The following is a 26,140-nucleotide window of genomic DNA, read 5'->3' as shown; positions in this document are numbered from 1 at the left end:
ACGAAAACCAAAAACAGTAGGTGCAAACGTGTCTAGCTCGACCGATGCAGCGCAACCGCTGCCCCGCAAAAAGGCAGCAACTCCCCATCACGCCGGACTTCTCGCCTTTGCCGCGTTCGCCATGGTGGCCACGACATTCATGCTCGAAAACGAGATGTTGCGGCTGATCATGCTTTTTGCCAGCGGGCTGACGGGCTTTGCCTGTGCGGTGACCATGGCGCTGTCGATGCGCCGCCGTGCGGTGCAAAACGGTGTTGTTGAGCTGTTGACCCAGCTGCATGTGGATGCCGAAGAGCAGGTGCTTGTTACCGATTTTGCAGGTCGTGTGCTTTATGCGAACAAGACAGCGCAGGAAGCGGGCGGCGATGCGCGTGAGACCATGCAGGATGTGCTGGCAGGTCACGTTCTGGATGCGGAAAACAAGGTCGCGGATGCCATTGCCACCAGCTTGACCGAAGGCAAGCACGAAGACGAACTTGTGTTGCGTGACAATATGTTGCGGCTCAAGGTTCAGCTGGTTGACGAGGATATTCTGCTCTGGACCATGAGCAAAACTCACCCGGCCAAAGACGCCGCTGGTGCGGGCACCGGACCAAAGCTGCCGATGCTGACAGCCGGGCGCACCGGCACGATTTTGTTCATGAATGCCGCGGCGCGCGCGCTGCTCGGCGAACGTAAAAAGACGCTGACAGATGTGTTTGGCCCCGATGTGGCGCAGCCGCGCGATGCGACGGTGATCCACACCTCAAGCGGTGAGCAGCAGTGTCTGGTGGCGCAATATGATGCCACGGCGGGCCGTCGTGAGATCTATCTTTTGCCAACCGAAACCCCTGTGACTCACGGCGGTGCGATGCAGTTTGATGAGTTGCCGGTGCCGATTGTGAAGCTAGAGCCTGAGGGCCGTGTGGTTCTGGCCAACCGTGCCGCGCGCAGCCTGATCCATCTGGACATCACCGAAGACACTGTGATGAGCGATCTGATGGAAGGCCTTGGCCGCTCCATTCGGGATTGGCTGGTGGAAGCTGCACAGGGCAAATCTGCCAAGAAAAGCGAATTCCTGCGCCTGAAGCGCGAAGACAAAGAAGTCATCGTGCAGGTGAGCCTGAACCGTATTGTGGAAGGCAACGGGCGGTCCCTGATCGCGGTTCTGAACGATGCAACTGAGTTCAAATCGCTGGAAAAGCAGTTTGTGCAAAGCCAGAAAATGCAGGCGATTGGCCAGTTGGCTGGCGGTGTGGCGCATGATTTCAACAATCTTTTGACTGCGATTTCAGGGCATTGCGACCTGCTGTTGCTGCGCCACGATCAGGGGGATGCGGATTATGCAGACCTCATCCAGATCAACCAGAACGCCAACCGCGCCGCAGCGCTTGTGGGGCAGCTACTGGCGTTTTCACGCAAACAGAACCTGCGGCCCGAAGTACTTGATCTGCGCAACACGCTGGCGGATCTGACCCATCTGCTGAACCGGTTGGTGGGGGAGCGCGTGGCGCTTTCGCTGAGCAATGATCCGGTGCTGCCGTCGATCCGCGCAGACAAGCGCCAGCTTGAGCAGGTGCTGATGAACCTTGTGGTGAATGCGCGTGATGCGATGCCGGAGGGCGGCGAAATCCGTGTCACAACCGAAGAGGTGGCCTTGGATGCGCCGCTGGAGCGGGACCGTGTTGTGGTGCCGGTGGGCAAATATGTTGCGGTCAAAGTGGCTGATCAGGGTATTGGGATCCCGCAGGACAAGATGCAGAAAGTGTTTGAGCCGTTTTACACCACCAAGAAAACCGGTGAGGGTACCGGGCTTGGGCTCAGCACCGCATATGGCATTGTGAAACAAACCGGCGGGTTCATCTTTGTGGACAGCACCGAGGGCGTGGGCACCACATTTACGCTGATGTTCCCGGCCTATGGTGCGGCGGAAGAGTTTGTGCCGGAGTTGGATGAAAAGCGCCCCGATCTGCCAGCGGTGGAACACAGCGGTGTGGTGCTTCTGGTGGAAGACGAAGCACCGGTGCGCTCTTTTGCGACCCGCGCGTTGAAGATGCGGGGCTTCACGGTGCTTGAAGCTGCAAGCGGCGAAGAAGCCTTGGAGATTTTGGCCGCAGATCAGCCCGGCATCGACGTCTTTGTCAGCGATGTGATCATGCCGGGAATGGACGGGCCAACCTGGGTGCGTCAGGCGCGCTCTGAATATCCGGAAGTGCCGGTCATCTTTGTCTCAGGTTACGCGGAAGACAGTTTTTCGGACGATCAGTCACGTATCGACAACTCAAGTTTCCTGCCCAAGCCGTTTTCGCTCGGCGATCTCACCGAAGCGGTGCAGGCGCGGATCAGCGGTTAAGAGAGGCTCTCGTAAAGCTCAAATTCTGCGGCGCATTTGCGGCGCAGTTTCGCCAAGGTGGCTTCGGGCAGATCAAGCGGCATTGAAGGGGAGCTGTTGCGCCGCTCCAGGGTGATCTTCTGATCCAGACGTGCCTCCAGAAAGGCGAGCATCTTGGGCTGATCCTCATAGCGGAAGAGGTGATCGACCTGCACGCCATTGGGGCGCGGCTCCAGAAACTTGGCCTGACTGCCCACATTGGCAAACGGCGCTTTCTTGTCGCCCTTCATGTATTCCTGCACAAATTCGTCAAAGCTCACCTCATGGGTGGAGTTGCGATGGCCCCGCATGCTGTCGCGGCGGCGATACCGATACCAGCTTGCCAGCCAGCTCACAGGTTCGCGCATCACAGCCATGAGTTCCATGTCATCGCGGTTGCAGGCGCGTTCAAACATCGGGCGGAAGAAGCGGTTGTAGCGATAGACCGGCGCGTGTTTCAGCTCCGGGGGATTCGCAATCACCATATCGGCCACCGGGGCCAAAGCGGCCTCAATCGCGGTGGTGCCGGTTTTGGGCACCGATAGGAACACAAGTTTTTTGTTCCAGAAAACAAGCATCTGCGCGGCCTCGTTATGGTTTGTCTCAACTTATTATTGATCCGTAAACTAGTTGTTAACCAGCGCCTGCGGAAGATGTTCTTATTCTTTTTCATTGATTTGTTCTCCTTTTGATCTCATAAGATTGTGGAACAAGAGGTGAACACAGGCAGTGATTGCCGCCCGCGTGCGGGTGTGGAATAAGGAACCAAGCAAAATGGCAACGGCAGATCTTTTGACAATGACCTCCAAGAAATCCTCATCCCCGGATAAACAGAAGGCGCTGGACAGCGCGCTGGCACAGATCGAGCGGCAGTTCGGCAAAGGCTCCATCATGAAGCTGGGCGCCGACAACCCTGCGCAGGAGATTGAGGCGACCTCGACCGGGTCCCTGAGTCTGGACATTGCGTTGGGCATTGGCGGTCTGCCCAAGGGCCGGATCATCGAGATCTACGGGCCGGAAAGCTCCGGTAAGACCACGCTGACGCTGCATTGTATTGCAGAAGAGCAGAAAAAAGGCGGAGTCTGCGCCTTTGTGGATGCGGAACACGCACTGGACCCGCAATACGCCAAGAAGCTGGGCGTGAACCTTGACGAGCTGCTGATTTCGCAGCCTGACACCGGGGAACAGGCGCTTGAGATCACCGACACGCTGGTGCGGTCGGGCGCTGTGAACATGGTTGTGGTCGATTCGGTAGCGGCGCTGACGCCGAAGTCCGAACTTGAAGGCGACATGGGCGACAGCAATGTGGGTGTACAGGCGCGTCTGATGAGCCAGGCGATGCGTAAACTGACCGGCTCCATCGCACGCTCCAACTGTATGGTGATCTTCATCAACCAGATCCGGATGAAAATCGGCGTGATGTTTGGCAGCCCAGAAACCACGACCGGTGGTAACGCGCTGAAATTCTACAGCTCCGTGCGTCTGGACATCCGCCGCATTGGCGCGCTGAAGGACCGCGACGAGGTGGTCGGCAACGCAACCCGCGTGAAAGTGGTGAAAAACAAGGTGGCGCCGCCGTTCAAACAGGTGGAATTTGACATCATGTATGGTGAAGGCATCTCCAAAATGGGGGAACTGCTGGATCTGGGCGTAAAAGCTGGCGTGGTGGAGAAATCCGGCAGCTGGTTCAGCTATGGCGATGAGCGGATCGGGCAGGGGCGTGAGAACGCCAAGACCTTCCTGAAGGAAAACAACCGTATGGCGCTTGAGATCGAAGACAAGATCCGCGCCGCACATGGGTTGGATTTCGACATGCCACCTGCTGACGAAGAGCTTTTGGAAGATTGACCCCGTCACATGAAGACTTAATGCGGGCTTTGCCGCATGTTTTGGCCGCTCCCAAAGACGGGGCGGCCATTTCGCATTTGTGCCTGCGGCCTGAACGCAATGCGCGCAAGTTTGTCGATGAGATCACCCTGACCAAGGCACAGGGCATTCCGGGGGAGCGGTGGATGACCCAACCCTGGATCCGCACGGAAAACGGTGATCCGCATCCGGGCATTCAGGTCTGTGTGATTCCAAAACGGGTTCTGGATCTGGTCTGGTCGCCAGAAGATGACGCGCTGTTTCCGGGCGATACCTTTACCGCCGATTTGGATATGACCGAGGCGAACCTGCCCGAGGGGCAATATCTTTCGGTGGGCAGCGCGGAGCTGCGGGTGTCTGAGGTGTTCAATGATGCCTGCGTGAAGTGGAAAGCGCGCTATGGTCAGCCGGTTTTTGACTGGGTGCGCAGGCCGGAATACCGCAACCTGCGACTGCGGGGCATTTTGTGCAGCATTGAGAAGGACGGTGTTGTGCGCAGCGGGGATGTGATGCGAAAAATCGACCGGATATAGGTCCAGCTGCGCCTTGATCTCTTTGACATGTGGACAGGCAGGCGTGGGGGTTATAAACCCGCTGCAATACCGAAACTCAGGTAAAGAGATCAGCCCATGGCCAGCCTTAACGACATCCGGTCGACCTTTCTGAATTACTTCGCCAAACAGGGCCATGAGATTGTGGACTCAAGCCCGTTGGTGCCACGCAATGACCCGACGTTGATGTTCACCAACTCGGGGATGGTGCAGTTTAAGAACCTCTTCACAGGGGTGGAAAAACGCGACTATCAGCGCGCGACAACCTCCCAGAAATGTGTGCGCGCCGGTGGCAAGCACAACGATCTGGACAACGTGGGCTATACCGCGCGCCACCACACATTCTTTGAGATGCTCGGCAACTTCTCTTTTGGCGATTACTTCAAAGATGAGGCAATCCCATTTGCCTGGGAGCTGATCACCAAGGAATTCGGCATTCCGAAGGACAAGCTCTACACCACCGTCTATCACACCGATGACGAAGCCTTTGAGATCTGGAAGAAACTCGGCGTGGCTGAGGAGCGGATCATCCGCATCGCAACATCCGATAACTTCTGGCAAATGGGGCCAACCGGCCCCTGTGGTCCGTGCACGGAAATCTTCTATGACCACGGCGATCACATCTGGGGTGGCCCTCCCGGCTCTCCTGAGGAAGATGGCGACCGTTTCATCGAGATCTGGAACGTTGTGTTCATGCAGAACGAGCAGTTTGAAGACGGCTCGATGAAGGCGCTGGACATGCAGTCGATCGACACCGGCATGGGGCTGGAGCGGATCGGCGCGCTGCTGCAGGGCAGCCACGACAACTATGACACCGATCTGTTCAAGGCGCTGATCGAGGCCTCCGCCAATGTGACCTCGACCGATCCTTATGGCGATCAGAACGTGCACCACCGCGTGATTGCGGACCATCTGCGCTCCACCTCCTTCCTGATGGCGGATGGTGTGATGCCGTCCAACGATGGCCGGGGCTATGTGCTGCGCCGCATCATGCGTCGCGCGATGCGCCATGCGCACCTCTTGGGCGCAAAAGATCCTGTGATGCATCAGCTGGTGCCATCTCTGGTCACTCAGATGGGCCAAGCCTACCCGGAGCTGGGGCAGGCGCAGGCGCTGATTGAAGAGACCCTGAAGCAGGAAGAAACCAAGTTCAAAGCGACGCTGGACCGTGGTCTGAAGCTGCTGGATGACGAGCTTGGCGGGCTGGAAGAGGGCGCGCCGCTTTCCGGTGAGGCGGCCTTCAAACTCTATGACACCTATGGTTTCCCGCTGGACCTGACGCAGGATGCGCTGCGCGAGAAGGGCCGTGAGGTTGACACCGACGGGTTTGACGCCGCGATGGCGGAGCAGAAAGCCAAGGCGCGTGCGGCCCATGTGGGCTCCGGTGATGTGGCTGAAGACGCGATCTGGTTTGATATTGCCGAGGACAACGGATCTTCCGAGTTCCTGGGCTATGACACCGAAACCGCCGAGGGGCAGGTGCAGGCTGTGCTGAAAGACGGCGCGCTTGTGGATGCGCTGGCAGAAGGCGAAGAGGGATGGCTGGTGATGAACCAGACGCCGTTTTACGCTGAAAGCGGTGGTCAGGTGGCCGACCACGGTGTGGTTGCGCGCCTTGAGAACCGCGATGAGCTGGGCCATGTCACCGATGTGCAGAAGTTTGCGGACAGCAAGCTGATTGCCCATAAGGTCAAAGTGGCGCGTGGCACAATCTCCAAAGGTGATCCGGTTGCCATGGACGTGGATCATGCGCGCCGCACGGCCATTCGCGCAAACCACTCCGCGACCCACCTGCTGCATGAGGCGCTGCGCGAGGCGCTTGGCGATCACGTGGCACAGCGTGGCTCGCTCAACGCCGATGACCGTCTGCGCTTTGACTTCAGCCACAACAAGGCGCTGAGCGCTGAGGAACTGACCCAGGTTGGCCTCGATGTGAACGCCTATATCCGCCAGAACACCGCCGTGGAAACCCGGATCATGACCCCGGATGACGCGCGTGAAATGGGTGCACAGGCGCTCTTTGGTGAGAAATATGGCGATGAGGTGCGTGTTGTCTCGATGGGCCGTGCCAACACCGGCAAAGGCCTGAACGGCGACACCTACTCGCTAGAGCTTTGCGGCGGCACCCATGTGAAACAGACCGGCGACATCGGTGTGTTTGTGCTGCTGTCTGACAGCGCGTCCTCTGCCGGTGTGCGCCGGATCGAGGCGCTGACCGGTGAGGTGGCGTTGGCGCATCTGGAGCGTGAAGCCAAACGTGTGGCCGAAGTGGCTGGCACGCTGAAGGCGCAGCCAGCGGACATCGTGGACCGTGTGAAAGCGCTTCTGGATGAACGTAAGGCGCTGCAAAACGAAGTGGCGACTCTGCGTCGTGAGCTGGCCATGTCTGGTGGAGCTGGTCAGGGCGCTGGCCCGGAAGCCAAAGAGATCAACGGCGTGAAATTCTTTGCACAGGTGCTCTCTGGTGTGTCCGGCAAAGACCTGCCTCCTCTGATTGACGAGCATAAGGCGCGTCTGGAAAGCGGTGCGGTTCTGCTGATTGCGGACACCGATGGCAAAGTGGCTGTGGCCGCTGGTGTGACCGATGATCTGAAAGGCGACCTGAGCGCCGTGGATCTGGTGCGTGCGGCCGTGGGCGCATTGGGCGGCAAGGGCGGCGGTGGCCGTCCGGATATGGCTCAGGGCGGTGCCAAAGATGCCTCCAAAGCAGACGAAGCCTTTGTGGCTGCTGAAGCGGTGATCGCTGGCTGACCATTTGGTCAAATTCTGCTTGGACTGCCCGGCTTTTCAACTAGACTGCCGGGCAGAACAACAGGATTGGAGAGCCAGATGGGCGCACTTTGGATTGCACATGTCACCGTGACCGACGCAGAGGCCTATGGAAAATACGCAGAGCTCGCAGGCCCTGCGATTGCCAAACATGGCGGCGAGTTCATCGCGCGCGGCGGCAAATTTGTGCAGCTTGAGGGCAAAGAGCGCCCCCGCAATGTGGTGGCGAAATTCCCGGATGTGGACACGGCGGTGGCCTGTTATCACAGCCCGGAATACCAAGAGGCGCTGAACCACGCGCGGGGCGCAAGTGAGCGCGAGTTGATGGTGGTTGAAACCACCGATTAAGCGGAAGGAGACTGGCCAGATGTGTCGTTGGGCCGCCTATATCGGGCACCCCTGTTATCTTGAAGATCTCGTCACGCGGCCAGATCACTCGCTGATCCAGCAAAGCATGCAGGCGACTGAATGCAAAACCCAGACCAATGGCGATGGCGTTGGTCTGGCGTGGTATGGAAGCCGTCCGGAACCGGGGCTGTATCGCGACACCCATCCGGCCTGGTCTGATCCCAATCTGCGCTCGCTGACCGCGCAGGTGCAATCGGAGCTGTTTCTGGCTCATGTGCGGGCCTCGACCGGCACCGCTACCAGCCGCAACAATTGCCATCCTTTTGCGGTGGGCAAATGGTCTTTCATGCACAACGGGCAGATCGGGGGATTTGAGAATTTCCGCCGCCGTGCCGATATGCTGATCCCCGATGACCTCTACCAAGAGCGCAAAGGCGCAACCGACAGCGAAGTGCTGTTTCTCTTGGGGCTGACCGAAGGCTTGCAGGACAATCCACGCGAGGCGATGGAAATCGCCGTGGGCATTCTGGAGCGGATGAGCCGGGAGCGGGGCAGCACGCCACATATGCGGCTGGCCACAGCATTTTCTGATGGCGAGACGCTTTATGCGATCCGCTATGCCTCAGATGAGCGCGCGCCCACGGTCTATCACAAGATCAGCGAAAGCCGGAGCGGCCGTGCGGTGGTGAGTGAGCCTTTGGTGCCCGCCGAAGATGGCTGGGAAGTGGTGCCGCCGGGCAGTTTCTGCCGTTTTCACAAAGATGGCAGCTATGAGATCGAGCCGTTCTCGCCGCTGAGCTGACTTCAGATCAAGAAGAACCGCACGGCCCAGAACAGGAAGATGCCGTGCAGGATTGGGTAGACCCAGATCACCAGATAGGTGTCGATCTTACGCGCCAGGGCTTCGCGGCCTGTGGTTTTCATGCGCCGGAGCATGATGTTCACTAGAACGGTTGAACCGGTGATCACAAACATGCCCGCTAGCAAGGAATCCATGAACGTGAGATAGCCGAGCTTTGGCAGCATCGTGGAAATCGCGAAGTTGAAGGCAACGAACACAAGCAGATTGGCGGAGGCCATGTCGATGCGGCGGCGGTATTCTTCGAGAAAGAACGTGGCCCAGGTCACAAAGAGGATGATGACCAGCGGCAGCATGATGCGCAGCATGTAATATTGGACGTGGCGTTTGCCCTCAAACCGCAGGGCAACCATAGAGGTTTCGCGCTCCCCAATGCCGGGCACGTTTGAGGCGGCGATGCTGGAGTTGGAGAGGATCCATTCCTCCTCGCCCAGCAAATCCCCCATGCCGGTTTTGTCCTCAAGCGGGTAGAATTCCACAAATTCGGTGGGAAGTAGGGAGGAGACTTCGACAAAAAACTCCTGCTTATCAAACGGGTATCTTTTGAAATTGAAGTGTGGGGCCTGAAAGGTGGCGCTGAAGCGTTCCGCGTAGTTTGTCTGGCCTGTTGCGGAGACCAGTATCGAGGATTGCTGTGTGAAGCGGCGGCCCTGCTGGTTGCGGAAGATGAAATAGGGCAGAAACTCTCCGGTCTCTTTCAGTTCTTCGCTGAACCCTTCCGGACTGTAGGTTTTGTATTCAAAGCCGTGCTCTTCAGCGTCAAAGGCGAGGTCGGGGTAGTCCACCAGCAGAAACAGCGTGCCGACCACGCCGAAGTTTTCGGACTGCTGGTCAACAAAGGTGATCTGGTCGATCTTGATGCCAACACCGACGCGCTTATGGGCGTTTTGTGTGGTGATCGCTTGTCGTGCGGGGAGTGCGCCAAAGCCTTCCATCTGGGCATGCAGGAGCGCGGGCGTGAAGGTAAGGAGGCTGAGGGCAAAAGCTGCAAGCAGTCTGAGCAACATGGCGACGAAAAAGAACCTTTGGAAATCAATTGTCCCAAAGGTCAAACAAAATGCGCGTTTTCTCAAGACTTAATGCGATTTGCCGCGCGCGATTGCAAAACCATGGTGCGGCGGCCCCCAAAAAAGAAACGCCGGAGCGGGGCTCCGGCGTTTTATCATTCAGCCAACTTGCTTGGACATCCGCTTGCGCTCATGCGGGTCCAGATAGCGTTTGCGCAGACGCACGTTGTTGGGGGTCACTTCCACCAGCTCGTCGTCGTTGATGTAAGCAATCGCCTCTTCCAGAGAGAGCACCATCGGTGTGGTTAGGCGCACCGCTTCGTCGGAACCAGAGGCACGGACGTTGGTGAGCTTCTTGCCTTTGAGCGGGTTCACTTCGAGATCGTTGTCACGGGAGTGCTCGCCGATGATCATGCCGGTGTAGACGTCGGCCTGTGCGCCGATCATCATTTTGCCGCGATCTTCGAGGTTCCAGAGAGCGTATGCGACGGACTGGCCGTTCTCCATGGAGATCAGCACACCTGCTCGGCGGCCCGGAATGGCGCCTTTGAACTCGGTCCAGCCGTGGAACACGCGGTTCAGAACGCCGGTGCCGCGGGTGTCGGTGAGGAATTCACCGTGGTAGCCGATCAGGCCGCGGGACGGCACATGGGCGATGATGCGGGTTTTGCCTGCACCGGCTGGGCGCATTTCAACCAGCTCACCTTTGCGCGCGCCGGTGAGTTTTTCGATCACCGCACCGGAGTATTCGTCATCCACGTCGATGGTGGCCTCTTCGACCGGCTCCATCTTTACGCCGTTCTCTTCGCGCATGATCACCTGCGGACGGGAGATCGACAGTTCAAAGCCTTCGCGGCGCATGTTTTCGATCAGAACGCCCATCTGAAGTTCGCCGCGGCCGGACACCTCAAAGGCTTCGCCGCCGGGTGTGTCTTCGATTTTGATCGCAACGTTGGATTCCGCTTCTTTGTAGAGACGGTCACGGATCACACGGGACTGCACTTTTTTGCCGTCACGACCGGCCAGAGGGCTGTCGTTGATGCCAAAGGTCACGGTGATGGTGGGCGGATCGATTGGCTGTGCTTCCAGCGGCTCATCCACGGCCAGCGCACAAATGGTGTCTGCCACGGTGGCTTTCGCCATGCCCGCGATGGAGACGATGTCGCCAGCTTGGGCTTCTTCGATGTCCTGCTGGGCAAGACCACGGAAGGCCTGAATTTTGGTGACGCGGAACTGTTCGATTTTCTGGCCGATGCGGGAGATCGCCTGAACGGTTGCGCCCACTTTCAGCGTGCCGGATTCCACACGGCCGGTGAGGATGCGGCCAACAAACGGGTCAGAGCCCAGCGTGGTGGCCAGCATGCGGAAGTCATCGTCCTGACGGGTCACCTGTTTCGGCGCAGGAACGTGGTTCACGATCAGGTTGAAGAGCGCGTGCAGGTCTTTGCGTGGGCCATCAAGCTCTGCATCCGCCCAGCCGTTACGGCCGGAGGCATACATGTGCGGGAAGTCGAGCTGATCGTCGTTTGCATCGAGCGAGGCAAAGAGGTCAAAACACTCATCCAGCGCGCGGTCAGGCTCGGCGTCTGGCTTGTCGACTTTGTTCAGCACCACAATCGGGCGCAGACCCAGAGCAAGGGCTTTGGAGGTCACAAATTTGGTCTGTGGCATTGGGCCTTCTGCGGCGTCCACCAGCAGAACCACACCGTCCACCATGCTCAGGATACGCTCCACTTCGCCGCCGAAGTCGGCGTGGCCGGGGGTGTCCACGATGTTGATGCGGGTGCCTTTCCATTCCACGGAAGTTGGCTTGGCAAAGATCGTGATGCCGCGTTCGCGCTCCAGATCGTTGCTGTCCATGGCGCGTTCCGCCACTTCTTGGTTTTCCCGGAATGCGCCCGACTGTTTCAGCAGCTCGTCCACAAGCGTGGTTTTGCCGTGGTCAACGTGAGCGATGATGGCGATGTTGCGAAGATCCATAAGGGCAGCCTTTTCTGTTCGCGCTCGCCCTAACGCGGGTTGCGACAAAAGGCCAGCCCTTTATGGGGAAATTAATGCACTGCGGTCTTAGAAAACAGGTTGATGATCAAGATGCCAACCACAATCAGCCCCATTCCCAAAATGGCGGGCAGGTCGAGCTTTTGGCCGAAGGCAAAATAGGCGATCACTGAGATCGAGATGATGCCAAGGCCGGACCAGACCGCATAGGTGATGCCAACCGGAAGGAACTTGAGGGTCAGCGCCATCATGTAAAACGCCAGACCATAGCCTATCACCACAATGATGGAGGGGATCGGTTTGGTGAACTGCTGGCTTGCCTGAAGCGCGGCGGTGCCGATGGTTTCAAACACAACGGCGATCATGAGGATCAGATAGGCTTTGGGCATGGGGCGTCCTGATGGTCAGCGCGCGATGTAGCGATCGCGCCGGTGGTTGGTTGCAATCATTATATTGGTGATCGCAGCGCCGATCAGCGAGAAGACGACAGCGTTCAGGTCAAAAAACGACAGGGCGAGTGCGAAGACAACCACATCAAATCCAAGTTGTGTCCAACCAGCTTTGATGCCGCGGGTGTCTTGCAGCCAGACCGCAACGATGCCCACGCCGCCAAGGGTTGCGCCGTGGCGGAAAAGCGCGATCAGGCCGGAGCCTGCGGTGATGCCTGCGAGGATTGCGGCTACCAGACTGTTGAGGTCGCTGATGGTGAAGAAGCTGGGCAGCAGGTAGGACCAGAGCGACAGCAGCCCGACAGCCATGAAGGTTTTGAGCGTGAAGGTGAGCCCCATGCGCAGGTAGGCGATCACGTAGAACGGCATGTTGAACACAAAGAACAGCGCGGCGAAGGGCACGCCAAGCGCTTTGCTGGCCACAAGGGCGAGGCCCGCGATTTGACCGGTGAACAACCCGCTGTTCTGCAGAAAGGTGACAGACAGAGCGACCAACAGTGTGCCGACCATAAGCCCCTGAAAATCATCAAAGAGGCTGTGTTTTTCGGGGTGGGGGGATTCCAGAAAGCTAACCATGGGGTGCGATTTGGATCAGAGAGCGCGGACTGTCCAGAGGGGGCAGGACAAAGCAGCTATGAACGCTGCACAAAGCTCTGCCGTTGCATGAAGTTTGGGCATGTAAATTGCGGTGGAGAAAAGAAAAGGCGCCCGTTTGGGGCGCCTTTTAAATTATCACGCGGCCAGCGCTTTGTTGAGATTCTCGTCGATTTTCTCAAGGAATCCCATGGTGGTGAGCCAGCCCTGATCCGGACCCACCAGCAAGGCGAGGTCTTTGGTCATATAGCCGCTTTCTACGGTTTCGATAATCACACGCTCCAGCGTCTCGGCAAAGGCGCGCAGTGCGATGTTGTTATCGAGTTTGGCGCGGTGCTTCAGGCCGCCAGTCCAAGCATAGATCGAGGCAATCGAGTTGGTCGAGGTGGCTTCGCCCTTTTGGTGCTGACGATAGTGGCGGGTGACGGTGCCGTGGGCCGCCTCGGCCTCCACGATCTTGCCATCCGGGGTCATCAGCTGGCTGGTCATCAGGCCGAGTGAGCCAAAGCCCTGTGCCACGGTGTCAGACTGCACGTCGCCATCGTAGTTTTTGCAGGCCCAGACAAATTTGCCGTTCCATTTCATGGCGCAGGCAACCATGTCGTCGATCAGGCGGTGCTCATACCAGATACCGGCGGCCTTGAATTTCTCTTCAAACTCTTCCTCATAGACCTTCTGGAACAGGTCCTTGAAGCGGCCATCATAGGCTTTCAGGATTGTGTTCTTGGTGGAGAGATACACCGGCCAGCCCAGGTTGAGGCCGTAGTTCAGCGAGGCGCGTGCGAAGTCGATGATCGAGCTGTCGAGGTTGTACATCGCCTGATAGACGCCTGCGGATGGGGCGTCATAGACTTCTTTTTCGATCACGGTGCCGTCTTCGCCGACAAATCTCATGGTCAGCTTGCCCGCGCCCGGGAAGGTGAAATCGGTGGCTTTGTACTGATCGCCAAAGGCGTGGCGGCCCACAACGATGGGCGAGGTCCAGCCCGGCACAAGGCGGGGCACGTTGCGGCAGATGATTGGCTGGCGGAAGACCACACCGCCGAGAATGTTGCGGATGGTGCCATTGGGGCTGCGCCACATCTGTTTGAGGCCAAATTCTTCCACGCGCTGCTCATCTGGCGTGATGGTCGCGCATTTCACCGCAACGCCGACCTCTTTGGTCTTCTCGGCGGCGTCGATGGTGATCTGGTCGTTGGTGCGGTCGCGCTCTTCGATTCCGAGATCATAATAGAGCAGATCGAGGTCGAGATAGGGCAGGATGAGCTTATCTTTGATGAACTGCCACATGATGCGGGTCATCTCGTCGCCGTCCATTTCGACGATCGGGTTATCAACTTTGATCTTGGTCATGGGGGTCTCCTGTGAGCCGAGTCCTTCTTGCCGCTTCCTTAGCGGAAGTCAGGCCGATTTGAAAGTATTGTATGCAATAGTATACTAAAAATTCGTAACATCCGGAGAAGTCTTTGCCTTGCGGTGCCGCGGGAGCGCTGCGGGTTGGCGAGAAGGCATCTCGACCGCACGCACGTGCAAGGATACCATGTGGCCATTGATTAACGCCATTGGGAGCCTGAGCCGCATATGACAACAGAAGTCTTAAGACATTATGGCGACTCCTGGCGCTTGCGGGTGCCTTTTGTGAAATCCCATCTGGTTTTCAATCTGCTGTTGGCGGCTGTGTTCACACCGATGATGGCGGGTGCGATTTTTCTGGCCTTGAAGCTCTCCGGCAAACCGGCGCTCGCGGATTTTGACATCGCGTATTTCCTGCTGTCTCCGGTGGGGTTTGTGGCGGGGCTTTTGCTGATTGGCATGACGCTTGTGCTGCTGACTCTGAACCTGTCGTTCATGATGGCGGTGGCACTCAGGGACCGGGTGGGCAAATCACACGGGCTTTGGGATGGCATCGATCTGGTGATGCCGCGCTTGCCTGCGGTTCTGGGGCTGGCGGTGCAGATTGCCTTGAGACTTCTGGCGCTTGCCTTGCCTTTCCTCGCGGTGGCGGGGCTGGCGTTTTGGTATTGGCTGAGTGCCTATGACATCAACTATTACCTCAGCACGCGCCCGCCGGAGTTTCAGCGTGCCGTTTTGGTGATCGGCGCGACGCTGGCTGTCATGGCGGGGGTGATGCTGTGGCGCAGTCTGGGTTGGGTTCTGTCGCTACCATTGGTGCTGTTTGAGAGCATGGCGCCAGCAGATGCAATCAGAGAGAGCAAAGGGATGATGACAGGCAAGCGCATGGCGTTTGCGCTTCAGATCATTGCATGGGCGCTGATTGGCGCGCTGGTGAGTGCGCTGGTGCTTGGCGTTGTGGCGTTTGGGCTGCAAGCGGGGCTGCATGTGCTGTCTGAGAACCTGCGTGCAACCGCGGCTTTCTTGTTGGTTTCAGTTGCTTGCTGGTCGCTTTTGAATTTGCTTCTGACGTCCTGGACCACCGGCGCATTGGCGGTGACCTTTTTGGATGCTTCGGAATGGCCCGACAGCAAGGCAGAGCGCCAAGCGCTTGCACCACGCGGGCTGTTGATCGCGGTGGTGGCCGTGGCCGCCGGGTCTGCGGGCCTTGGTGGTGCGGGGGTGCTTGAGCTAGCGCGTGTCGATCAGACACGACCGGTGGCGGTGATTGCCCATCGCGGCGCGGCAGGCGCGCGCCCGGAAAACACCATGGCCTCAGTGATGAAGGCGATTGAGGATCAGGCTGACTGGATCGAGATTGACGTGCAGGAAACCGTCGATGGCGCTGTGGTGGTGATGCATGACAGCGACTTCATGAAGCTTGCGGGCAACCCTATCAAGATCTGGGACGCCACCCTGGCGGATTTGGAGGAGATCGACATCGGCAGCTGGTATGATCCGGCCTTTGCTGAAGAGCGTGTTCCGCTGTTGCGCGATGTTCTTTTGGCGGCGAAAGACAAAGCCGGGGTGATCATTGAGCTGAAATACTACGGCCGTGATCAACAGTTGGAGCAGCGGGTGGTCGATATTGTCGAAGAGACCGGCATGGTGGAGCAGGTGCAGTTGATGTCGCTGAAATATGATGCGGTGCAAAAGATACATGGGCTGCGCCCGGAGTGGTCGGTGGGCCTGCTGGCCTCGGCTGCGCTTGGCAATATGTGGAAGCTGGATGCGGATTTTCTGGCGGTGAACAGCGCGACCGTGTCGCTTGATCTGGTGAAATCCGCGCAGGCGGTGGGCAAGCCCGTCTATGTCTGGACGGTCAATGATGCGCTGTCGATGTCAGGCATGCTGTCGCTGGGGGTGGACGGTTTGATCACGGATGAGCCGGCCTTGGCGCGGCAGGTGCTGGCAGAGCGCAAGACGCTGAGTGGCATTGAACGGGCGATCCTTGGCATGGCGGGGCGCATTGGGCTGGATCTGCCAGAGCAGGGCGATGAGGATGCTTAAACGGTTGGGCCTGTGCCTTTTGGCTGCATATGTGCCGGGCCATGTGAGTTTCGCGGATGAGCGTGATGCGGCGCGGTTTGCCTTTCCGGCCAAGGTGGAAATCTGGCGGCACAGCCGATTGGAATTGGTGCGGGACAGCGATCCAGAGGCATTGCAGCCCTTTACCACAGATGGGTGTTCGGGGGGCATGTCCGCTGCTTGGGAGGCGCTGGCAGAGCAATCGCCGTGGTTTTATGAGGTCTTTGAAACGCAGGCGCCGTGGCATGCGTGTTGCGTGAGCCATGATCGGGCGTATCATCTGGGAGGAGAAGATCCTGCGCCTGAGGCCGGTTACTGGGCGCGCCTGCAGGCGGATGAGGCGCTGCGCAGCTGTGTGCAGGACGTGGGGCAACGCGACAGTGAGGCGCTGGCGGCGCAATACGGGCGCGAGGCTGAGGAAGTGGCGGCGATCATCACTTTTGTCAGTCAGCGGATGTATGAGGCCGTGCGCCTTGGCGGGTGGCCCTGTTCAGGGCTGTCCTGGCGCTGGGGGTACGGCTGGCCGCAATGCTGGTGAGCTGCGCTTAGGCGCGGCCGTCAAACCACGCGGCAATGCGGGCCTTGAGATGATCCCAAATAGCGGGCGCGCCTTTGGCCACTTTCCAGCCCACGCGGTCTTCGAGCTGCTGGCGGGTGACGTTGTATTCTGGCCATGTGCCGCCGTCGGTTTCTAGGTTGCCGATCACCGGCTGGACCCGATCAATGCTTTTGGCAAAGACCGCGTCATCACTTTCGGCGGCTTCAAATTCATCCCATAAGGTACGGAATTCATTGGCTTGATCGGCAGGCAAAAGGCCAAAGATGCGATCTGCAGCGGCGCTTTCGGCGGCCTCCATCGCGGCAATGTCATGGTCGCCATGGATGGGGCTGTCACCCACGTCGATTTCCACAAGATCGTGGATCAGCAGCATGCGGATCACGCGGTCGATGTTGATGTCACGATTAGAATGTTCGGCCAGGATCATTGCATAAAGCGCGATGTGCCAGCTGTGGCTGCCGCTGTCTTCTTTGCGGTGGCCATCGAGCACCTTGGTGGCCCGATATACAGATTTGAGTTTGTCCGCCTCAGTCAGAAAGGCAATTTGCTGGCTGAGACGATCGCTCATGTGGGCTTTGTTTCCGCTGCTGCTTTGGCCGCGCGGGCGGCTTTGACTTTGTTCACCAGAAAGGCGCGCGCTTTCTCCTCAGACATGCGCACGCGGATCTCGGTCAGAAAGGCCTCTTCAAGAGACTGCGAAGACGCCGCCAGCATATTTCCAACTTCCACAAAGAGGCGCTCATCGCCCAGCTCTTTCTGGGCTTTGAGGGTGTCTTCGGCAAGTTTGGCCGCCAGCGTCTCCAGCGAAGAGCTCATCAGCGGGTGCTTTCCGTCAGGCGGCGCTTCACGTAGTCGGTCACATTGCCGGTGAGCTGATCCATATACTCATCGGTTTCAAAGAAGTGACCGGCACCGTCGATTTCGGTGTGCGTGATGGTGATGCCTTTTTGCTCGTGAAGTTTGTTCACAAGCGTATGGGTTTCTGCCGGAGGCGCCACACGGTCGTTCTTGCCGTTGATGATCAGGCCAGAGCTCGGGCAGGGCGCGAGGAAGGAGAAATCATACATGTTGGCAGGCGGCGCCACGGAGATGAAGCCGGTGATTTCTGGACGGCGCATCAGAAGCTGCATGCCGATCCAGGCACCAAAAGAGAAGCCAGCAACCCAGCAGTGCTTGGAGTTGTTGTTCATCGACTGCAGGTAGTCGAGTGCGGAGGCCGCATCAGACAGCTCACCCACGCCCTGGTCGTATTCGCCCTGAGACCGGCCAACACCACGGAAGTTAAACCGCAGAACGGTGAACCCCATGTTGTAGAATGCGTAGTGCAGATTGTAGACGACCTTGTTGTTCATCGTGCCGCCAAATTGTGGATGCGGATGCAAAACGATGGCGATGGGGGCGTCTTTTTCTTTCTGCGGGTGGTAGCGGCCTTCGAGGCGGCCTTCTGGTCCTGGAAAAATCACCTCAGGCATGTTTGTCGTCAATCTCCCTCAGAAAGGTGGCCGGGAATTCTTGACGAAATCCCTCTATCACCTTAGAACGCTTCTAAATCGTGTGGCGCTTGTGCGCCGTGCAGGTTCTAGCGACTTAAGCTCAGAAGTGGCCGAGGTCAATCAGTTCGAAGGGGTCTGTCATGAAACTGTCGACAAAAGGACGCTATGCGGTGGTTGCGTTGGCGGATATTGCATTGCAGCCGCCTGAGAACCTCGTGAGCCTCAATGAGATCGCGAAGCGTCAGGACATTTCCCTGCCGTATCTGGAGCAGCTGTTCGTAAAGCTGCGCCGGGCAGGGCTGGTTGAATCTGTGCGTGGACCGGGTGGTGGGTATCGTTTGGCGCGCAGCGCGTCTGAGATTCGCACAGCGGATATTCTGGCAGCGGTGGATGAAACCGTGTCAGCACTGCACACCGGTGCGGGAGCGAGCGGCGGCTCCAGCGGGTCGCGGGCGCAGTCGATGGCAAACCGCCTTTGGGAAGGTCTGTCGGCGCATGTTTATGTGTTCCTGCATCAGACACGCCTGTCTGACATCGTTCAGAACGATCTTGCGCCATGTCCGGCAGTCCCAACCTTGTTTGCGGTTGTGGATGAAGAAGCCTGATGCGCGTCTATCTGGATCATAATGCCACCACGCTGATCCGGCAGGAGGCCAAGGACGCGATGATCGCGGCGATGGATGTGGTGGGCAATCCATCCTCCGTGCACGCCGAAGGGCGCGCGGCCAAGAGCCTTTTGGAGCGAGCGCGGGCAGAGATCGCGACAGCCTTTGGCGCGGACGGGGCGGATGTGATTTTCACCTCCAGCGCTACCGAGGCTGCGGCTTTGGCGCTGCGCGGGCGCGATTTGCTTGGTGCGGATGTGGAACATGATGCTGTGGCGGCCTGGACCTCCGGCACCTTGCCTGTGGATGGCGACGGGCGCGTCGCGATCACTGACTCGAGCCAAAGCTGTGTGCAGCTGGCCAATTCGGAAACCGGCATTGTGCAGGATCTGCCCGAAGGGCTGGCGGTCAGCGATATGACGCAGGCCTTTGGCAAGCTGCCGCTGGCGTTTAACTGGAGCGGCGCGCAGATGGCGCTGATCTCGGCCCATAAGCTGGGTGGCCCCAAAGGCATTGGCGCGCTGGTGGTGAAACGTGGCACCGATGTGCCTGCGCAGCTTTTGGGCGGTGGTCAGGAAATGGGCCGTCGTGCTGGCACTGAAAACATCATTGGTGCAGCGGGCTTTGCCGCCGCAGCGAGCGCGGCGGCACGTGATCTGGCCAACGGCGTTTGGGACCGAGTGGCCGAGCTGCGCGATATGTTGGAGGCGCGTCTTGCGAGCGAGTCCTCTGACACCATCTTTGTGGGGCAGGGTGCAAAACGTCTGCCCAACACGAGCTGCATTGCGACCCCCGGCTGGAAGGGAGAGACGCAGGTCATGCAGATGGATTTGGCAGGCTTTGCGGTGTCTGCCGGTTCAGCCTGTTCGTCGGGCAAAGTCCGGGCGAGCAAGGTGCTGACCGCAATGGGGTTTGACGAACCCACAGCCGCGAGTGCAATCCGGGTCAGCTTGGGGCCCGTAACAACAGAGAACGATGTGATGGGGTTTGCCGATGCTTGGCTCTCCGTCCAAAGGAAACACCTTGCCCGTTCTGCATAAGAACACGGCAGGGCAGCGAACACATAGGAGTAGCAGATGGCGGCAATCGACCAGACGCAAGTAAAAGAAGGCGTCGATCAGGAAACCGTAGATGCCGTGCGCGAAGTGGGCGGCAAATACAAATACGGTTGGGAAACCGAGATCGAGATGGAATACGCCCCAAAAGGGCTGACCCCTGACATCGTTCGCCTGATTTCCGAGAAGAACGAAGAGCCTGAGTGGATGACCGAATGGCGGCTGGAGGCGTATCAGCGCTGGCTGACCAAGGAAGAACCAGATTGGGCGATGCTGGACTATCCAGAAGTGGATTTTCAGGATCAGTACTACTATGCGCGCCCCAAAAGCATGGAAGAGAAGCCGAAGTCTCTGGATGAGGTGGATCCCAAGCTTCTGGCTACATATGAAAAACTCGGTATCCCTCTGAAAGAACAGATGATTTTGGCGGGTGTCGAAGGTGCTGAGAACGCCCCTGCAGAAGGCCGCAAGGTGGCTGTGGATGCGGTGTTTGACTCGGTTTCCGTGGGCACAACCTTCCAGAAAGAGCTGAAAGAAGCGGGCGTGATCTTCTGCTCGATCTCCGAGGCGATCCGCGAGCATCCCGAGCTGGTGAAAAAATACCTCGGCTCCGTTGTGCCGGTGAGCGACAACTTCTATGCGACGCTCAACAGCGCCGTATTCTCTGACGGCTCGTTTGTCTACGTGCCGCCTGGTGTGCGCTGCCCGATGGAGCTGTCCACCTATTTCCGGATCAACGCGGAAAACACCGGCCAGTTTGAGCGCACGCTGATCATCGCGGACAAAGGCTCTTACGTGTCTTATTTGGAAGGCTGTACCGCGCCACAGCGTGACACCAGCCAGCTGCACGCCGCGGTGGTGGAAATCATCATCGAAGAAGATGCAGAGGTGAAATACTCCACCGTTCAGAACTGGTACCCCGGTGATGAGAACGGCAAAGGCGGTATCTACAACTTTGTGACCAAGCGCGCGGATTGCCGTGGCGACCGCTCCAAAGTGATGTGGACGCAGGTGGAAACCGGCTCTGCGGTGACCTGGAAATACCCGTCCTGTATTCTGCGTGGCGATGACAGCCAAGGCGAGTTCTACTCGATTGCGATCACCAACAACCACCAGCAGGCCGACACCGGCACCAAGATGATCCATCTGGGCAAAAACACCAAATCGCGCATTGTCTCCAAAGGCATCAGCGCAGGTGTGGCGCAGAACACCTATCGCGGTCTGGTCTCCATGCACCCGAAAGCCAAGAACAGCCGGAACTACACGCAATGTGACAGCCTGCTGATCGGCGACAAATGCGGGGCGCACACGGTGCCTTACATCGAGGTGAAGAACAACTCTTCCCGTGTGGAGCATGAGGCGACAACCTCCAAGGTGGATGATGAACAGATGTTCTACTGCCGCCAGCGGGGCATGGACGAGGAAGAGGCTGTGGCGCTGATCGTGAATGGCTTTGCCAAGGAAGTGCTTCAGGCGCTGCCGATGGAATTCGCCATGGAAGCGCAGCAGCTTGTGGCGATCTCGCTGGAAGGCTCTGTGGGCTGATACCGCCTGTTTGAGGGCGCGGCGGCTCAAAAGCGGCGCCTTCTCCCCAAAAGTTATGACCGGGCGTGCGCGCTCGAAGAAATTCTGAGGAATAGAAAATGTTGGAAATCAAAGGCCTGAAGGTCAAACTGGAAGAAGAAGACAAGCAGATCCTGAAAGGTGTGGATCTGAAAGTGGAAGCGGGCAAGGTGCATGCGATCATGGGCCCGAACGGCTCCGGCAAATCCACCCTGTCTTATGTTCTGTCCGGCAAAGACGGCTATGAAGTCACCGACGGCGAAGCGACCCTTGAGGGCGAAGACCTGCTGGATATGGAAGCGGAAGAGCGCGCGGCGGCGGGCCTGTTTCTGGCGTTCCAGTATCCGGTGGAGATCCCCGGTGTTGGTAACATGACCTTCCTGCGCACCGCGGTGAACGCACAGCGCAAGGCACGTGGCGAAGAAGAGCTTTCTGCGGCGGACTTCCTCAAAGAGGTGCGCGCAAAGGCGAAGACCCTGAAAATCGACGCGGATATGCTGAAGCGTCCGGTGAACGTGGGCTTCTCCGGTGGTGAGAAGAAGCGTAACGAAATCCTGCAGATGGCGATGCTTGCGCCAAAGATGTGCATCCTTGATGAGACCGACTCCGGTCTGGATGTGGACGCGATGAAACTGGTGTCTGAGGGCGTGAACGCGCTGCGTGATGAAGGCCGTGGTTTCCTTGTGATCACCCACTACCAGCGTCTGCTGGACCACATCAAACCGGACGTTGTGCACATCATGGCAAACGGCCGCATCGTGAAGACCGGCGGCCCCGAGCTGGCGCTGGAAGTTGAAAAGAACGGCTATGCCGACATTCTGGCGGAGGTGGCATAATGGCCGCTTTGGCAAAGAAACAAGAGGCAACGGCAGCGCGGCTGGACGGGCTGAGCTTGCCGGCCGGTGGCCAGTGGGCCACTGAGGCACGTGAGGCGGCGCTGAGCCGTCTCGAGGAAATGGGCCTGCCGGATCGTCGCGACGAATACTGGAAGTTCACTCGCCCGGACACGCTGACCCAAGCAGAGGCGCCTGAGGCGGCTGTGTTTGAAACCGGCGAAGCGCCGCTGTTTGACAATTTTGACCGCATCAAAGTGGTCTTTGTTGACGGTGTGTTTGACGCGGATGCCTCTGACGCGCTGGCCGGTGAAGGCCTGAGCATCGAGCGTCTGGCGGATGTGGCCAGCAAGGACATTCACTGGGCCAAAGACCTTTACGGGCATCTGGAAGCCAAAGGTCAGGATCCGGTTGAACGCCCGATGGCGGCGATGAACACCGCTTTTGCCACTGACGGTGTGGTGATCCATGTGACCGGCAAGGTGAGCAAGCCTGTGAACCTGATTTACCGTCACAAGGAAACCACCTCTGACGCGATCCTGCACCATGTTGTGAAACTGGACGCCGGTGCGGAAGTGACCATCCTTGAAAACGGCCCGGCAGCGGCGCGTTTCAACAAATCCATGGAAGTGGATGTGGCGGATGGGGCGGCGTTCCACCATGTGCGTGCGCAGGGCCGTGATCACGAGCGCCGTGCGGTGACACATCTGTTTGGGCGTCTGGGCACCGAAAGCGTGTTCAAATCCTTCACGCTGACTGTGAATGGCCGTCTGACCCGCAACGAAGCTGTGCTTGAGCTGACCGGGGATGACGCGGTGGCCCATGTGGCGGGTGCGTGCTTGGGTGATGGTGAATTCCACCATGATGACACGGTGTTTGTGACCCATGATGCGCTGAACTGTGAAAGCCGTCAGGTGTTCAAAAAGGTGCTGCGCAATGGCGCGGTTGGCACCTTCCAGGGCAAGATCCTCGTGAAAGCAGGCGCACAGAAGACCGATGGCTATCAGATCAGCCAGTCGCTTCTGCTGGATGAAGACAGCCAGTTCCTCGCCAAGCCGGAGCTTGAAATCTACGCCGATGATGTGGCCTGTTCACACGGCTCCACTTCCGGTGCGATCGACGAAGATGCGCTTTTCTATCTGCGTGCGCGCGGCGTGCCCAAAGACATTGCCACCGATCTGTTGGTGATGTCCTTTGTGGCCGAAGCGGTGGATGAGGTCGAAAGCGAAGAGCTGCGGGAGGCGCTGATTGAGCGTCTGCAAGGCTGGCTGGAGCGTCGTCACCACTGATGTCAATCACGCAAGACATTGTTGCGAGCTATCGCGCACCACGCTCTGTGGTGCGCAGATTGCTTGCAATGGGAGAACGAGAGGATCGCGCCTTTGCGATCCTCATGGCCGCTTGCGCGGTCATTTTTGTATCGCGCTGGCCTGCGCTTGCGCGACAAGCTCATTTTGAGCAGATCGAGCTGAACCCGCTTCTGGGGGGCAGCCTTTTTGCGCTTTTGTTCATTTTGCCGCTTTGTGCCTATGTTCTGGCCTACGTGACACATCTGATCCTGCGCACCGCTGGGCGCAAGCAAAGCGCCTTTGGCGCGCGTATGTCGCTGTTCTGGGCGATGATCGCCACCGGCCCGCTCTATCTTTTGGTGGGGCTTGTGGAGGGCTTCATCGGTGAGGGCACCGCCTTGACCATCGTGGGGGCCTTGTGGTTTGCGGTGTTTCTGTGGATCTGGTTTTCCGGATTGATTGAGGCGGGCAGGGTAGACGCATGAAAGACCAATTGAGCGCTTTGTTCTGGCTCACGATCCGTGACCCTGCAGAGGCCGCCCTCGCGATCATGAGCCGCCCTGTGGCACGCCAAATTGGCTGGATGATCCTGTTTCTGGGCATCCTGCTGAATGTGTTTGCCCATTTCCTGACGCTGGCCATTTTCCCTGCGCCGGAAGAGTTTGCCACACCTCTGCTGAATGCGCCTTTCCTCTATGCCTTTGCCATGGGCGGTGGGCTGATTGTGCTGATCTTTGCCTTCTTCTGGGGCGGTCGCGCAATTGGTGGACGCGGGCGGTTTGACGATCTGCTGCTGGCTATGGGCTGGCTGCAGTATATGCGTTTCGTGGTTCAAATGTTTGTTCTTATCCTCATGGTTTTGCTGCCAAACTTCGCGTTGCTGCTGTCGCTTGGCGTCGGGCTCTATTCGATCTGGATCGTGTTGCATTTCGTGAATGTGATCCATGGCATCGGCAGTCTTGGCAAAACCTTTGTGCTGCTGCTTTTTACCTCATTGGGCCTTGTGCTCGGAATGACCATGCTGCTGTCACTGACTGCCGCAACCGCAATTGGGATGTCCTAACATGTATGACGTCAATAAAATCCGCGCTGATTTTCCGATCCTCAGCCGTGAGGTGAATGGAAAGCCGCTGGTGTATCTGGACAATGGCGCCTCCGCGCAAAAGCCCAAGGTGGTGATTGACGCGGTCACGCAGGCCTATGCTGATGAATACGCCAATGTGCACCGCGGTTTGCACTATCTCTCCAATCTGGCGACCGACAAATATGAGGCGGTGCGGGGCATCATTGCCAAGTTCCTGAACGCCAAGAGCGAGGATGAGATCGTCCTGAACTCCGGCACCACCGAAGGCATCAATATGGTGGCCTATGGCTGGGCGATGCCGCGTATGGAAGCCGGTGACGAGATCGTTCTGTCGGTGATGGAGCACCATGCCAATATTGTGCCGTGGCATTTCCTGCGCGAGCGTCAGGGCGTGGTGATCAAATGGGTGGATGTGGACGCAACCGGCGCGCTGGACCCACAGGCGGTGATTGACGCGATTGGCCCCAAAACCAAGCTGGTCGCCATCACGCAGTGTTCCAACGTTCTGGGCACCATGGTGGATGTAAAAACCATCACCGCAGCAGCCCATGAAAAAGGCGTGCCGGTGCTGGTGGATGGCTCTCAGGGCTCGGTGCACGCGCCTGTGGATGTGCAGGACATCGACTGCGATTTCTATGCGATCACTGGACACAAGCTTTATGGCCCGTCCGGCTCCGGCGCGATCTACTGCAAGGCAGAACGCATGGCGGAGATGCGCCCCTTTATCGGGGGCGGCGACATGATCAAGGAAGTCAGCAAAGAGGCTGTCATCTACAATGATCCGCCAATGAAGTTTGAAGCAGGTACACCGGGCATTGTGCAGACCATCGGTCTGGGCGTAGCGCTGGAGTATATGATGGATCTCGGCATGGAGAACATCGCCGCGCATGAGGCCTCGCTGCGGGATTATGCGGTGCAAAAGCTCTCCGGGCTGAATTGGCTGCAGGTGCAGGGCACGACGGCGGATAAGGCGGCGATCTTCAGCTTCACGCTGGATGGCGCAGCGCACGCGCATGACATCTCCACCATTCTGGACAAGAAAGGTGTGGCTGTGCGGGCAGGGCACCACTGTGCCGGGCCGCTGATGGACCATCTGGGTGTGTCGGCCACCTGCCGCGCCAGCTTTGGTCTTTATAACACCACAGAAGAGGTGGATGTGTTGGTGGACGCGCTGGAACTCGCTCACGAACTCTTTGCGTAACCAAGCATTTTGCGATTGCGGGGCGTAGCCACACTGGCTATACCCCGTTTTGGAAGCACCCATAGCTCAGCTGGATAGAGTGTCGCCCTCCGAAGGCGAAGGTCGAAGGTTCGAATCCTTCTGGGTGCGCCATCTCCCCAACAAAAAACTCTCGTGAACCGAATCTGCGACTCGCCCTAATGGGGTGTTTTTGTGGCAGTCGGATCGATTGTGTCAGCCAGGTTGAGGCAGTGAGTCGCTCGCGTGT

Annotated in this window: 25 protein-coding genes and 1 tRNA gene; 17 read left to right on the top strand and 9 right to left on the bottom strand. The window is 58.3% G+C overall.

All coding sequences use genetic code 11. From position 1 onward, the window contains the following. Positions 1-28: 28 nt before the first annotated feature. Complete coding sequence (locus J7399_RS13160) at positions 29-2,332, top strand: ATP-binding protein (RefSeq protein ID WP_348539467.1); 2,304 nt, start codon at positions 29-31, stop codon at positions 2,330-2,332. Here the strand turns inward: J7399_RS13160 and J7399_RS13155 are convergent. Next, positions 2,329-2,928: a sulfotransferase family 2 domain-containing protein gene (locus J7399_RS13155; RefSeq protein WP_209086773.1), complete on the bottom strand. Its 600-nt coding sequence runs from the start codon at positions 2,926-2,928 to the stop codon at positions 2,329-2,331. The two genes, J7399_RS13160 and J7399_RS13155, sit on opposite strands and share 4 nt — an antisense overlap. A gap of 196 nt (positions 2,929-3,124) precedes the next feature. Here J7399_RS13155 and recA point away from each other — a divergent pair, with 196 nt between their 5' ends. The 5 genes from recA to J7399_RS13130 all read left to right on the top strand — a co-directional run bounded on the left by recA (position 3,125) and on the right by J7399_RS13130 (position 8,686). Continuing rightward, positions 3,125-4,198: a recombinase RecA gene (recA, locus tag J7399_RS13150; protein ID WP_209062927.1), complete on the top strand. Its 1,074-nt coding sequence runs from the start codon at positions 3,125-3,127 to the stop codon at positions 4,196-4,198. A gap of 20 nt (positions 4,199-4,218) precedes the next feature. Next, on the top strand, positions 4,219-4,749 hold the full coding sequence (locus J7399_RS13145; protein WP_209062925.1) for a hypothetical protein: 531 nt from the start codon (positions 4,219-4,221) through the stop codon (positions 4,747-4,749). Positions 4,750-4,845: 96 nt separating this feature from the next. Further along, on the top strand, positions 4,846-7,518 hold the full coding sequence (gene alaS, locus J7399_RS13140; RefSeq protein ID WP_209086772.1) for an alanine--tRNA ligase: 2,673 nt from the start codon (positions 4,846-4,848) through the stop codon (positions 7,516-7,518). Between the two features lie 78 nt (positions 7,519-7,596). Then, positions 7,597-7,884, top strand: a complete 288-nt coding sequence (locus J7399_RS13135; RefSeq protein ID WP_209062921.1) for a DUF1330 domain-containing protein — start codon at positions 7,597-7,599, stop codon at positions 7,882-7,884. Between the two features lie 19 nt (positions 7,885-7,903). Then, a complete protein-coding gene (locus J7399_RS13130) occupies positions 7,904-8,686 on the top strand; it encodes a class II glutamine amidotransferase (RefSeq protein WP_209062919.1) in 783 nt (260 codons plus the stop codon). Between the two features lie 2 nt (positions 8,687-8,688). Here the strand turns inward: J7399_RS13130 and J7399_RS13125 are convergent, their stop codons facing one another. The 5 genes from J7399_RS13125 to J7399_RS13105 form a co-directional block, all read right to left on the bottom strand. Then, the gene (locus J7399_RS13125; RefSeq protein ID WP_209086771.1) at positions 8,689-9,750 is read right to left on the bottom strand and encodes a hypothetical protein; all 1,062 of its coding nucleotides are present in this window, start codon (positions 9,748-9,750) and stop codon (positions 8,689-8,691) included. 159 nt (positions 9,751-9,909) lie between these two features. Beyond that, entirely contained in the window at positions 9,910-11,730 is a 1,821-nt protein-coding gene (typA, locus tag J7399_RS13120) for a translational GTPase TypA (RefSeq protein WP_209062916.1), read from the bottom strand. A 71-nt stretch (positions 11,731-11,801) separates the two neighbouring features. Then, entirely contained in the window at positions 11,802-12,137 is a 336-nt protein-coding gene (locus J7399_RS13115) for an SMR family transporter (protein WP_209062914.1), read from the bottom strand. Between the two features lie 15 nt (positions 12,138-12,152). Next, the gene (locus tag J7399_RS13110) at positions 12,153-12,773 is read right to left on the bottom strand and encodes a YitT family protein (protein WP_209062912.1); all 621 of its coding nucleotides are present in this window, start codon (positions 12,771-12,773) and stop codon (positions 12,153-12,155) included. Positions 12,774-12,929: 156 nt separating this feature from the next. Next, positions 12,930-14,144, bottom strand: a complete 1,215-nt coding sequence (locus J7399_RS13105) for an NADP-dependent isocitrate dehydrogenase (RefSeq protein WP_209086770.1) — start codon at positions 14,142-14,144, stop codon at positions 12,930-12,932. 228 nt (positions 14,145-14,372) lie between these two features. On the opposite strand from J7399_RS13105, the gene J7399_RS13100 reads away from it, so the two are divergent. Together J7399_RS13100 and J7399_RS13095 are read left to right on the top strand one after the other, a co-directional pair. Continuing rightward, complete coding sequence (locus tag J7399_RS13100) at positions 14,373-16,193, top strand: glycerophosphodiester phosphodiesterase (RefSeq protein ID WP_209086769.1); 1,821 nt, start codon at positions 14,373-14,375, stop codon at positions 16,191-16,193. Next, positions 16,186-16,749: a hypothetical protein gene (locus J7399_RS13095; protein WP_209086768.1), complete on the top strand. Its 564-nt coding sequence runs from the start codon at positions 16,186-16,188 to the stop codon at positions 16,747-16,749. Before J7399_RS13100 ends, J7399_RS13095 begins: the two co-directional genes overlap by 8 nt. A 7-nt stretch (positions 16,750-16,756) precedes the next feature. Here J7399_RS13095 and J7399_RS13090 read toward each other — a convergent pair whose 3' ends face one another. Genes J7399_RS13090 through J7399_RS13080 form a run of 3 tightly spaced genes read right to left on the bottom strand, consistent with a single transcriptional unit; the run spans position 16,757 to position 18,242 of the window. Further along, entirely contained in the window at positions 16,757-17,338 is a 582-nt protein-coding gene (locus J7399_RS13090) for an HD domain-containing protein (RefSeq protein WP_209086767.1), read from the bottom strand. Then, positions 17,335-17,586 (bottom strand): hypothetical protein, encoded by a 252-nt coding sequence (locus tag J7399_RS13085; protein WP_209062900.1) that lies wholly within the window; start codon positions 17,584-17,586, stop codon positions 17,335-17,337. The genes J7399_RS13090 and J7399_RS13085 overlap by 4 nt, the downstream gene beginning before the upstream one ends. Then, positions 17,586-18,242: an alpha/beta hydrolase gene (locus J7399_RS13080; RefSeq protein ID WP_209062898.1), complete on the bottom strand. Its 657-nt coding sequence runs from the start codon at positions 18,240-18,242 to the stop codon at positions 17,586-17,588. The genes J7399_RS13085 and J7399_RS13080 overlap by 1 nt, the downstream gene beginning before the upstream one ends. Positions 18,243-18,403: 161 nt before the next feature. Between J7399_RS13080 and J7399_RS13075 the strand changes: the two genes are divergently transcribed. From J7399_RS13075 to J7399_RS13035, 9 genes are all read left to right on the top strand, one after another. Then, a complete protein-coding gene (locus J7399_RS13075) occupies positions 18,404-18,868 on the top strand; it encodes an Rrf2 family transcriptional regulator (RefSeq protein ID WP_209062896.1) in 465 nt (154 codons plus the stop codon). Continuing rightward, entirely contained in the window at positions 18,865-19,908 is a 1,044-nt protein-coding gene (locus tag J7399_RS13070) for a cysteine desulfurase family protein (protein WP_209086845.1), read from the top strand. The genes J7399_RS13075 and J7399_RS13070 overlap by 4 nt, the downstream gene beginning before the upstream one ends. A 36-nt stretch (positions 19,909-19,944) precedes the next feature. Further along, a complete protein-coding gene (gene sufB / locus J7399_RS13065) occupies positions 19,945-21,468 on the top strand; it encodes a Fe-S cluster assembly protein SufB (protein ID WP_209080967.1) in 1,524 nt (507 codons plus the stop codon). A 98-nt stretch (positions 21,469-21,566) separates the two neighbouring features. Next, a complete protein-coding gene (gene sufC, locus J7399_RS13060) occupies positions 21,567-22,322 on the top strand; it encodes a Fe-S cluster assembly ATPase SufC (RefSeq protein ID WP_209080976.1) in 756 nt (251 codons plus the stop codon). Then, entirely contained in the window at positions 22,322-23,608 is a 1,287-nt protein-coding gene (sufD, locus tag J7399_RS13055; protein ID WP_209086765.1) for a Fe-S cluster assembly protein SufD, read from the top strand. Before sufC ends, sufD begins: the two co-directional genes overlap by 1 nt. Further along, a complete protein-coding gene (locus J7399_RS13050) occupies positions 23,608-24,093 on the top strand; it encodes a YIP1 family protein (protein WP_209080980.1) in 486 nt (161 codons plus the stop codon). Before sufD ends, J7399_RS13050 begins: the two co-directional genes overlap by 1 nt. Next, positions 24,090-24,671, top strand: a complete 582-nt coding sequence (locus J7399_RS13045; RefSeq protein WP_209086764.1) for a YIP1 family protein — start codon at positions 24,090-24,092, stop codon at positions 24,669-24,671. The genes J7399_RS13050 and J7399_RS13045 overlap by 4 nt, the downstream gene beginning before the upstream one ends. Position 24,672: 1 nt before the next feature. Next, positions 24,673-25,893 carry a cysteine desulfurase gene (locus J7399_RS13040; protein ID WP_209062888.1) on the top strand — a complete coding sequence of 407 codons (1,221 nt, stop codon included), beginning with the start codon at positions 24,673-24,675 and terminating at the stop codon, positions 25,891-25,893. Between the two features lie 55 nt (positions 25,894-25,948). After that, positions 25,949-26,025: transfer RNA gene (locus tag J7399_RS13035), tRNA-Arg, on the top strand. Positions 26,026-26,140 lie beyond the last annotated feature (115 nt).

Origin of the sequence: Shimia sp. R9_1 (assembly GCF_017743775.1) — a bacterium.
GTDB lineage: Bacteria > Pseudomonadota > Alphaproteobacteria > Rhodobacterales > Rhodobacteraceae > Shimia.
Note: the sequence above shows the minus strand (reverse complement) of the source record. Positions and strands in the feature narration are given on the sequence as shown.

Coding starts and splice junctions, on each gene's coding strand:
- J7399_RS13155 (WP_209086773.1), bottom strand. CDS start 2,928: ATGCTTGTTTTCTGGAACAAAAAACTTGTGTTCCTATCGGTGCCCAAA.
- recA (WP_209062927.1), top strand. CDS start 3,125: ATGGCAACGGCAGATCTTTTGACAATGACCTCCAAGAAATCCTCATCC.
- J7399_RS13145 (WP_209062925.1), top strand. CDS start 4,219: ATGCGGGCTTTGCCGCATGTTTTGGCCGCTCCCAAAGACGGGGCGGCC.
- alaS (WP_209086772.1), top strand. CDS start 4,846: ATGGCCAGCCTTAACGACATCCGGTCGACCTTTCTGAATTACTTCGCC.
- J7399_RS13135 (WP_209062921.1), top strand. CDS start 7,597: ATGGGCGCACTTTGGATTGCACATGTCACCGTGACCGACGCAGAGGCC.
- J7399_RS13130 (WP_209062919.1), top strand. CDS start 7,904: ATGTGTCGTTGGGCCGCCTATATCGGGCACCCCTGTTATCTTGAAGAT.
- J7399_RS13125 (WP_209086771.1), bottom strand. CDS start 9,750: ATGTTGCTCAGACTGCTTGCAGCTTTTGCCCTCAGCCTCCTTACCTTC.
- typA (WP_209062916.1), bottom strand. CDS start 11,730: ATGGATCTTCGCAACATCGCCATCATCGCTCACGTTGACCACGGCAAA.
- J7399_RS13115 (WP_209062914.1), bottom strand. CDS start 12,137: ATGCCCAAAGCCTATCTGATCCTCATGATCGCCGTTGTGTTTGAAACC.
- J7399_RS13110 (WP_209062912.1), bottom strand. CDS start 12,773: ATGGTTAGCTTTCTGGAATCCCCCCACCCCGAAAAACACAGCCTCTTT.
- J7399_RS13105 (WP_209086770.1), bottom strand. CDS start 14,144: ATGACCAAGATCAAAGTTGATAACCCGATCGTCGAAATGGACGGCGAC.
- J7399_RS13100 (WP_209086769.1), top strand. CDS start 14,373: ATGACAACAGAAGTCTTAAGACATTATGGCGACTCCTGGCGCTTGCGG.
- J7399_RS13095 (WP_209086768.1), top strand. CDS start 16,186: ATGCTTAAACGGTTGGGCCTGTGCCTTTTGGCTGCATATGTGCCGGGC.
- J7399_RS13090 (WP_209086767.1), bottom strand. CDS start 17,338: ATGAGCGATCGTCTCAGCCAGCAAATTGCCTTTCTGACTGAGGCGGAC.
- J7399_RS13085 (WP_209062900.1), bottom strand. CDS start 17,586: ATGAGCTCTTCGCTGGAGACGCTGGCGGCCAAACTTGCCGAAGACACC.
- J7399_RS13080 (WP_209062898.1), bottom strand. CDS start 18,242: ATGCCTGAGGTGATTTTTCCAGGACCAGAAGGCCGCCTCGAAGGCCGC.
- J7399_RS13075 (WP_209062896.1), top strand. CDS start 18,404: ATGAAACTGTCGACAAAAGGACGCTATGCGGTGGTTGCGTTGGCGGAT.
- sufB (WP_209080967.1), top strand. CDS start 19,945: ATGGCGGCAATCGACCAGACGCAAGTAAAAGAAGGCGTCGATCAGGAA.
- sufC (WP_209080976.1), top strand. CDS start 21,567: ATGTTGGAAATCAAAGGCCTGAAGGTCAAACTGGAAGAAGAAGACAAG.
- sufD (WP_209086765.1), top strand. CDS start 22,322: ATGGCCGCTTTGGCAAAGAAACAAGAGGCAACGGCAGCGCGGCTGGAC.
- J7399_RS13050 (WP_209080980.1), top strand. CDS start 23,608: ATGTCAATCACGCAAGACATTGTTGCGAGCTATCGCGCACCACGCTCT.
- J7399_RS13045 (WP_209086764.1), top strand. CDS start 24,090: ATGAAAGACCAATTGAGCGCTTTGTTCTGGCTCACGATCCGTGACCCT.
- J7399_RS13040 (WP_209062888.1), top strand. CDS start 24,673: ATGTATGACGTCAATAAAATCCGCGCTGATTTTCCGATCCTCAGCCGT.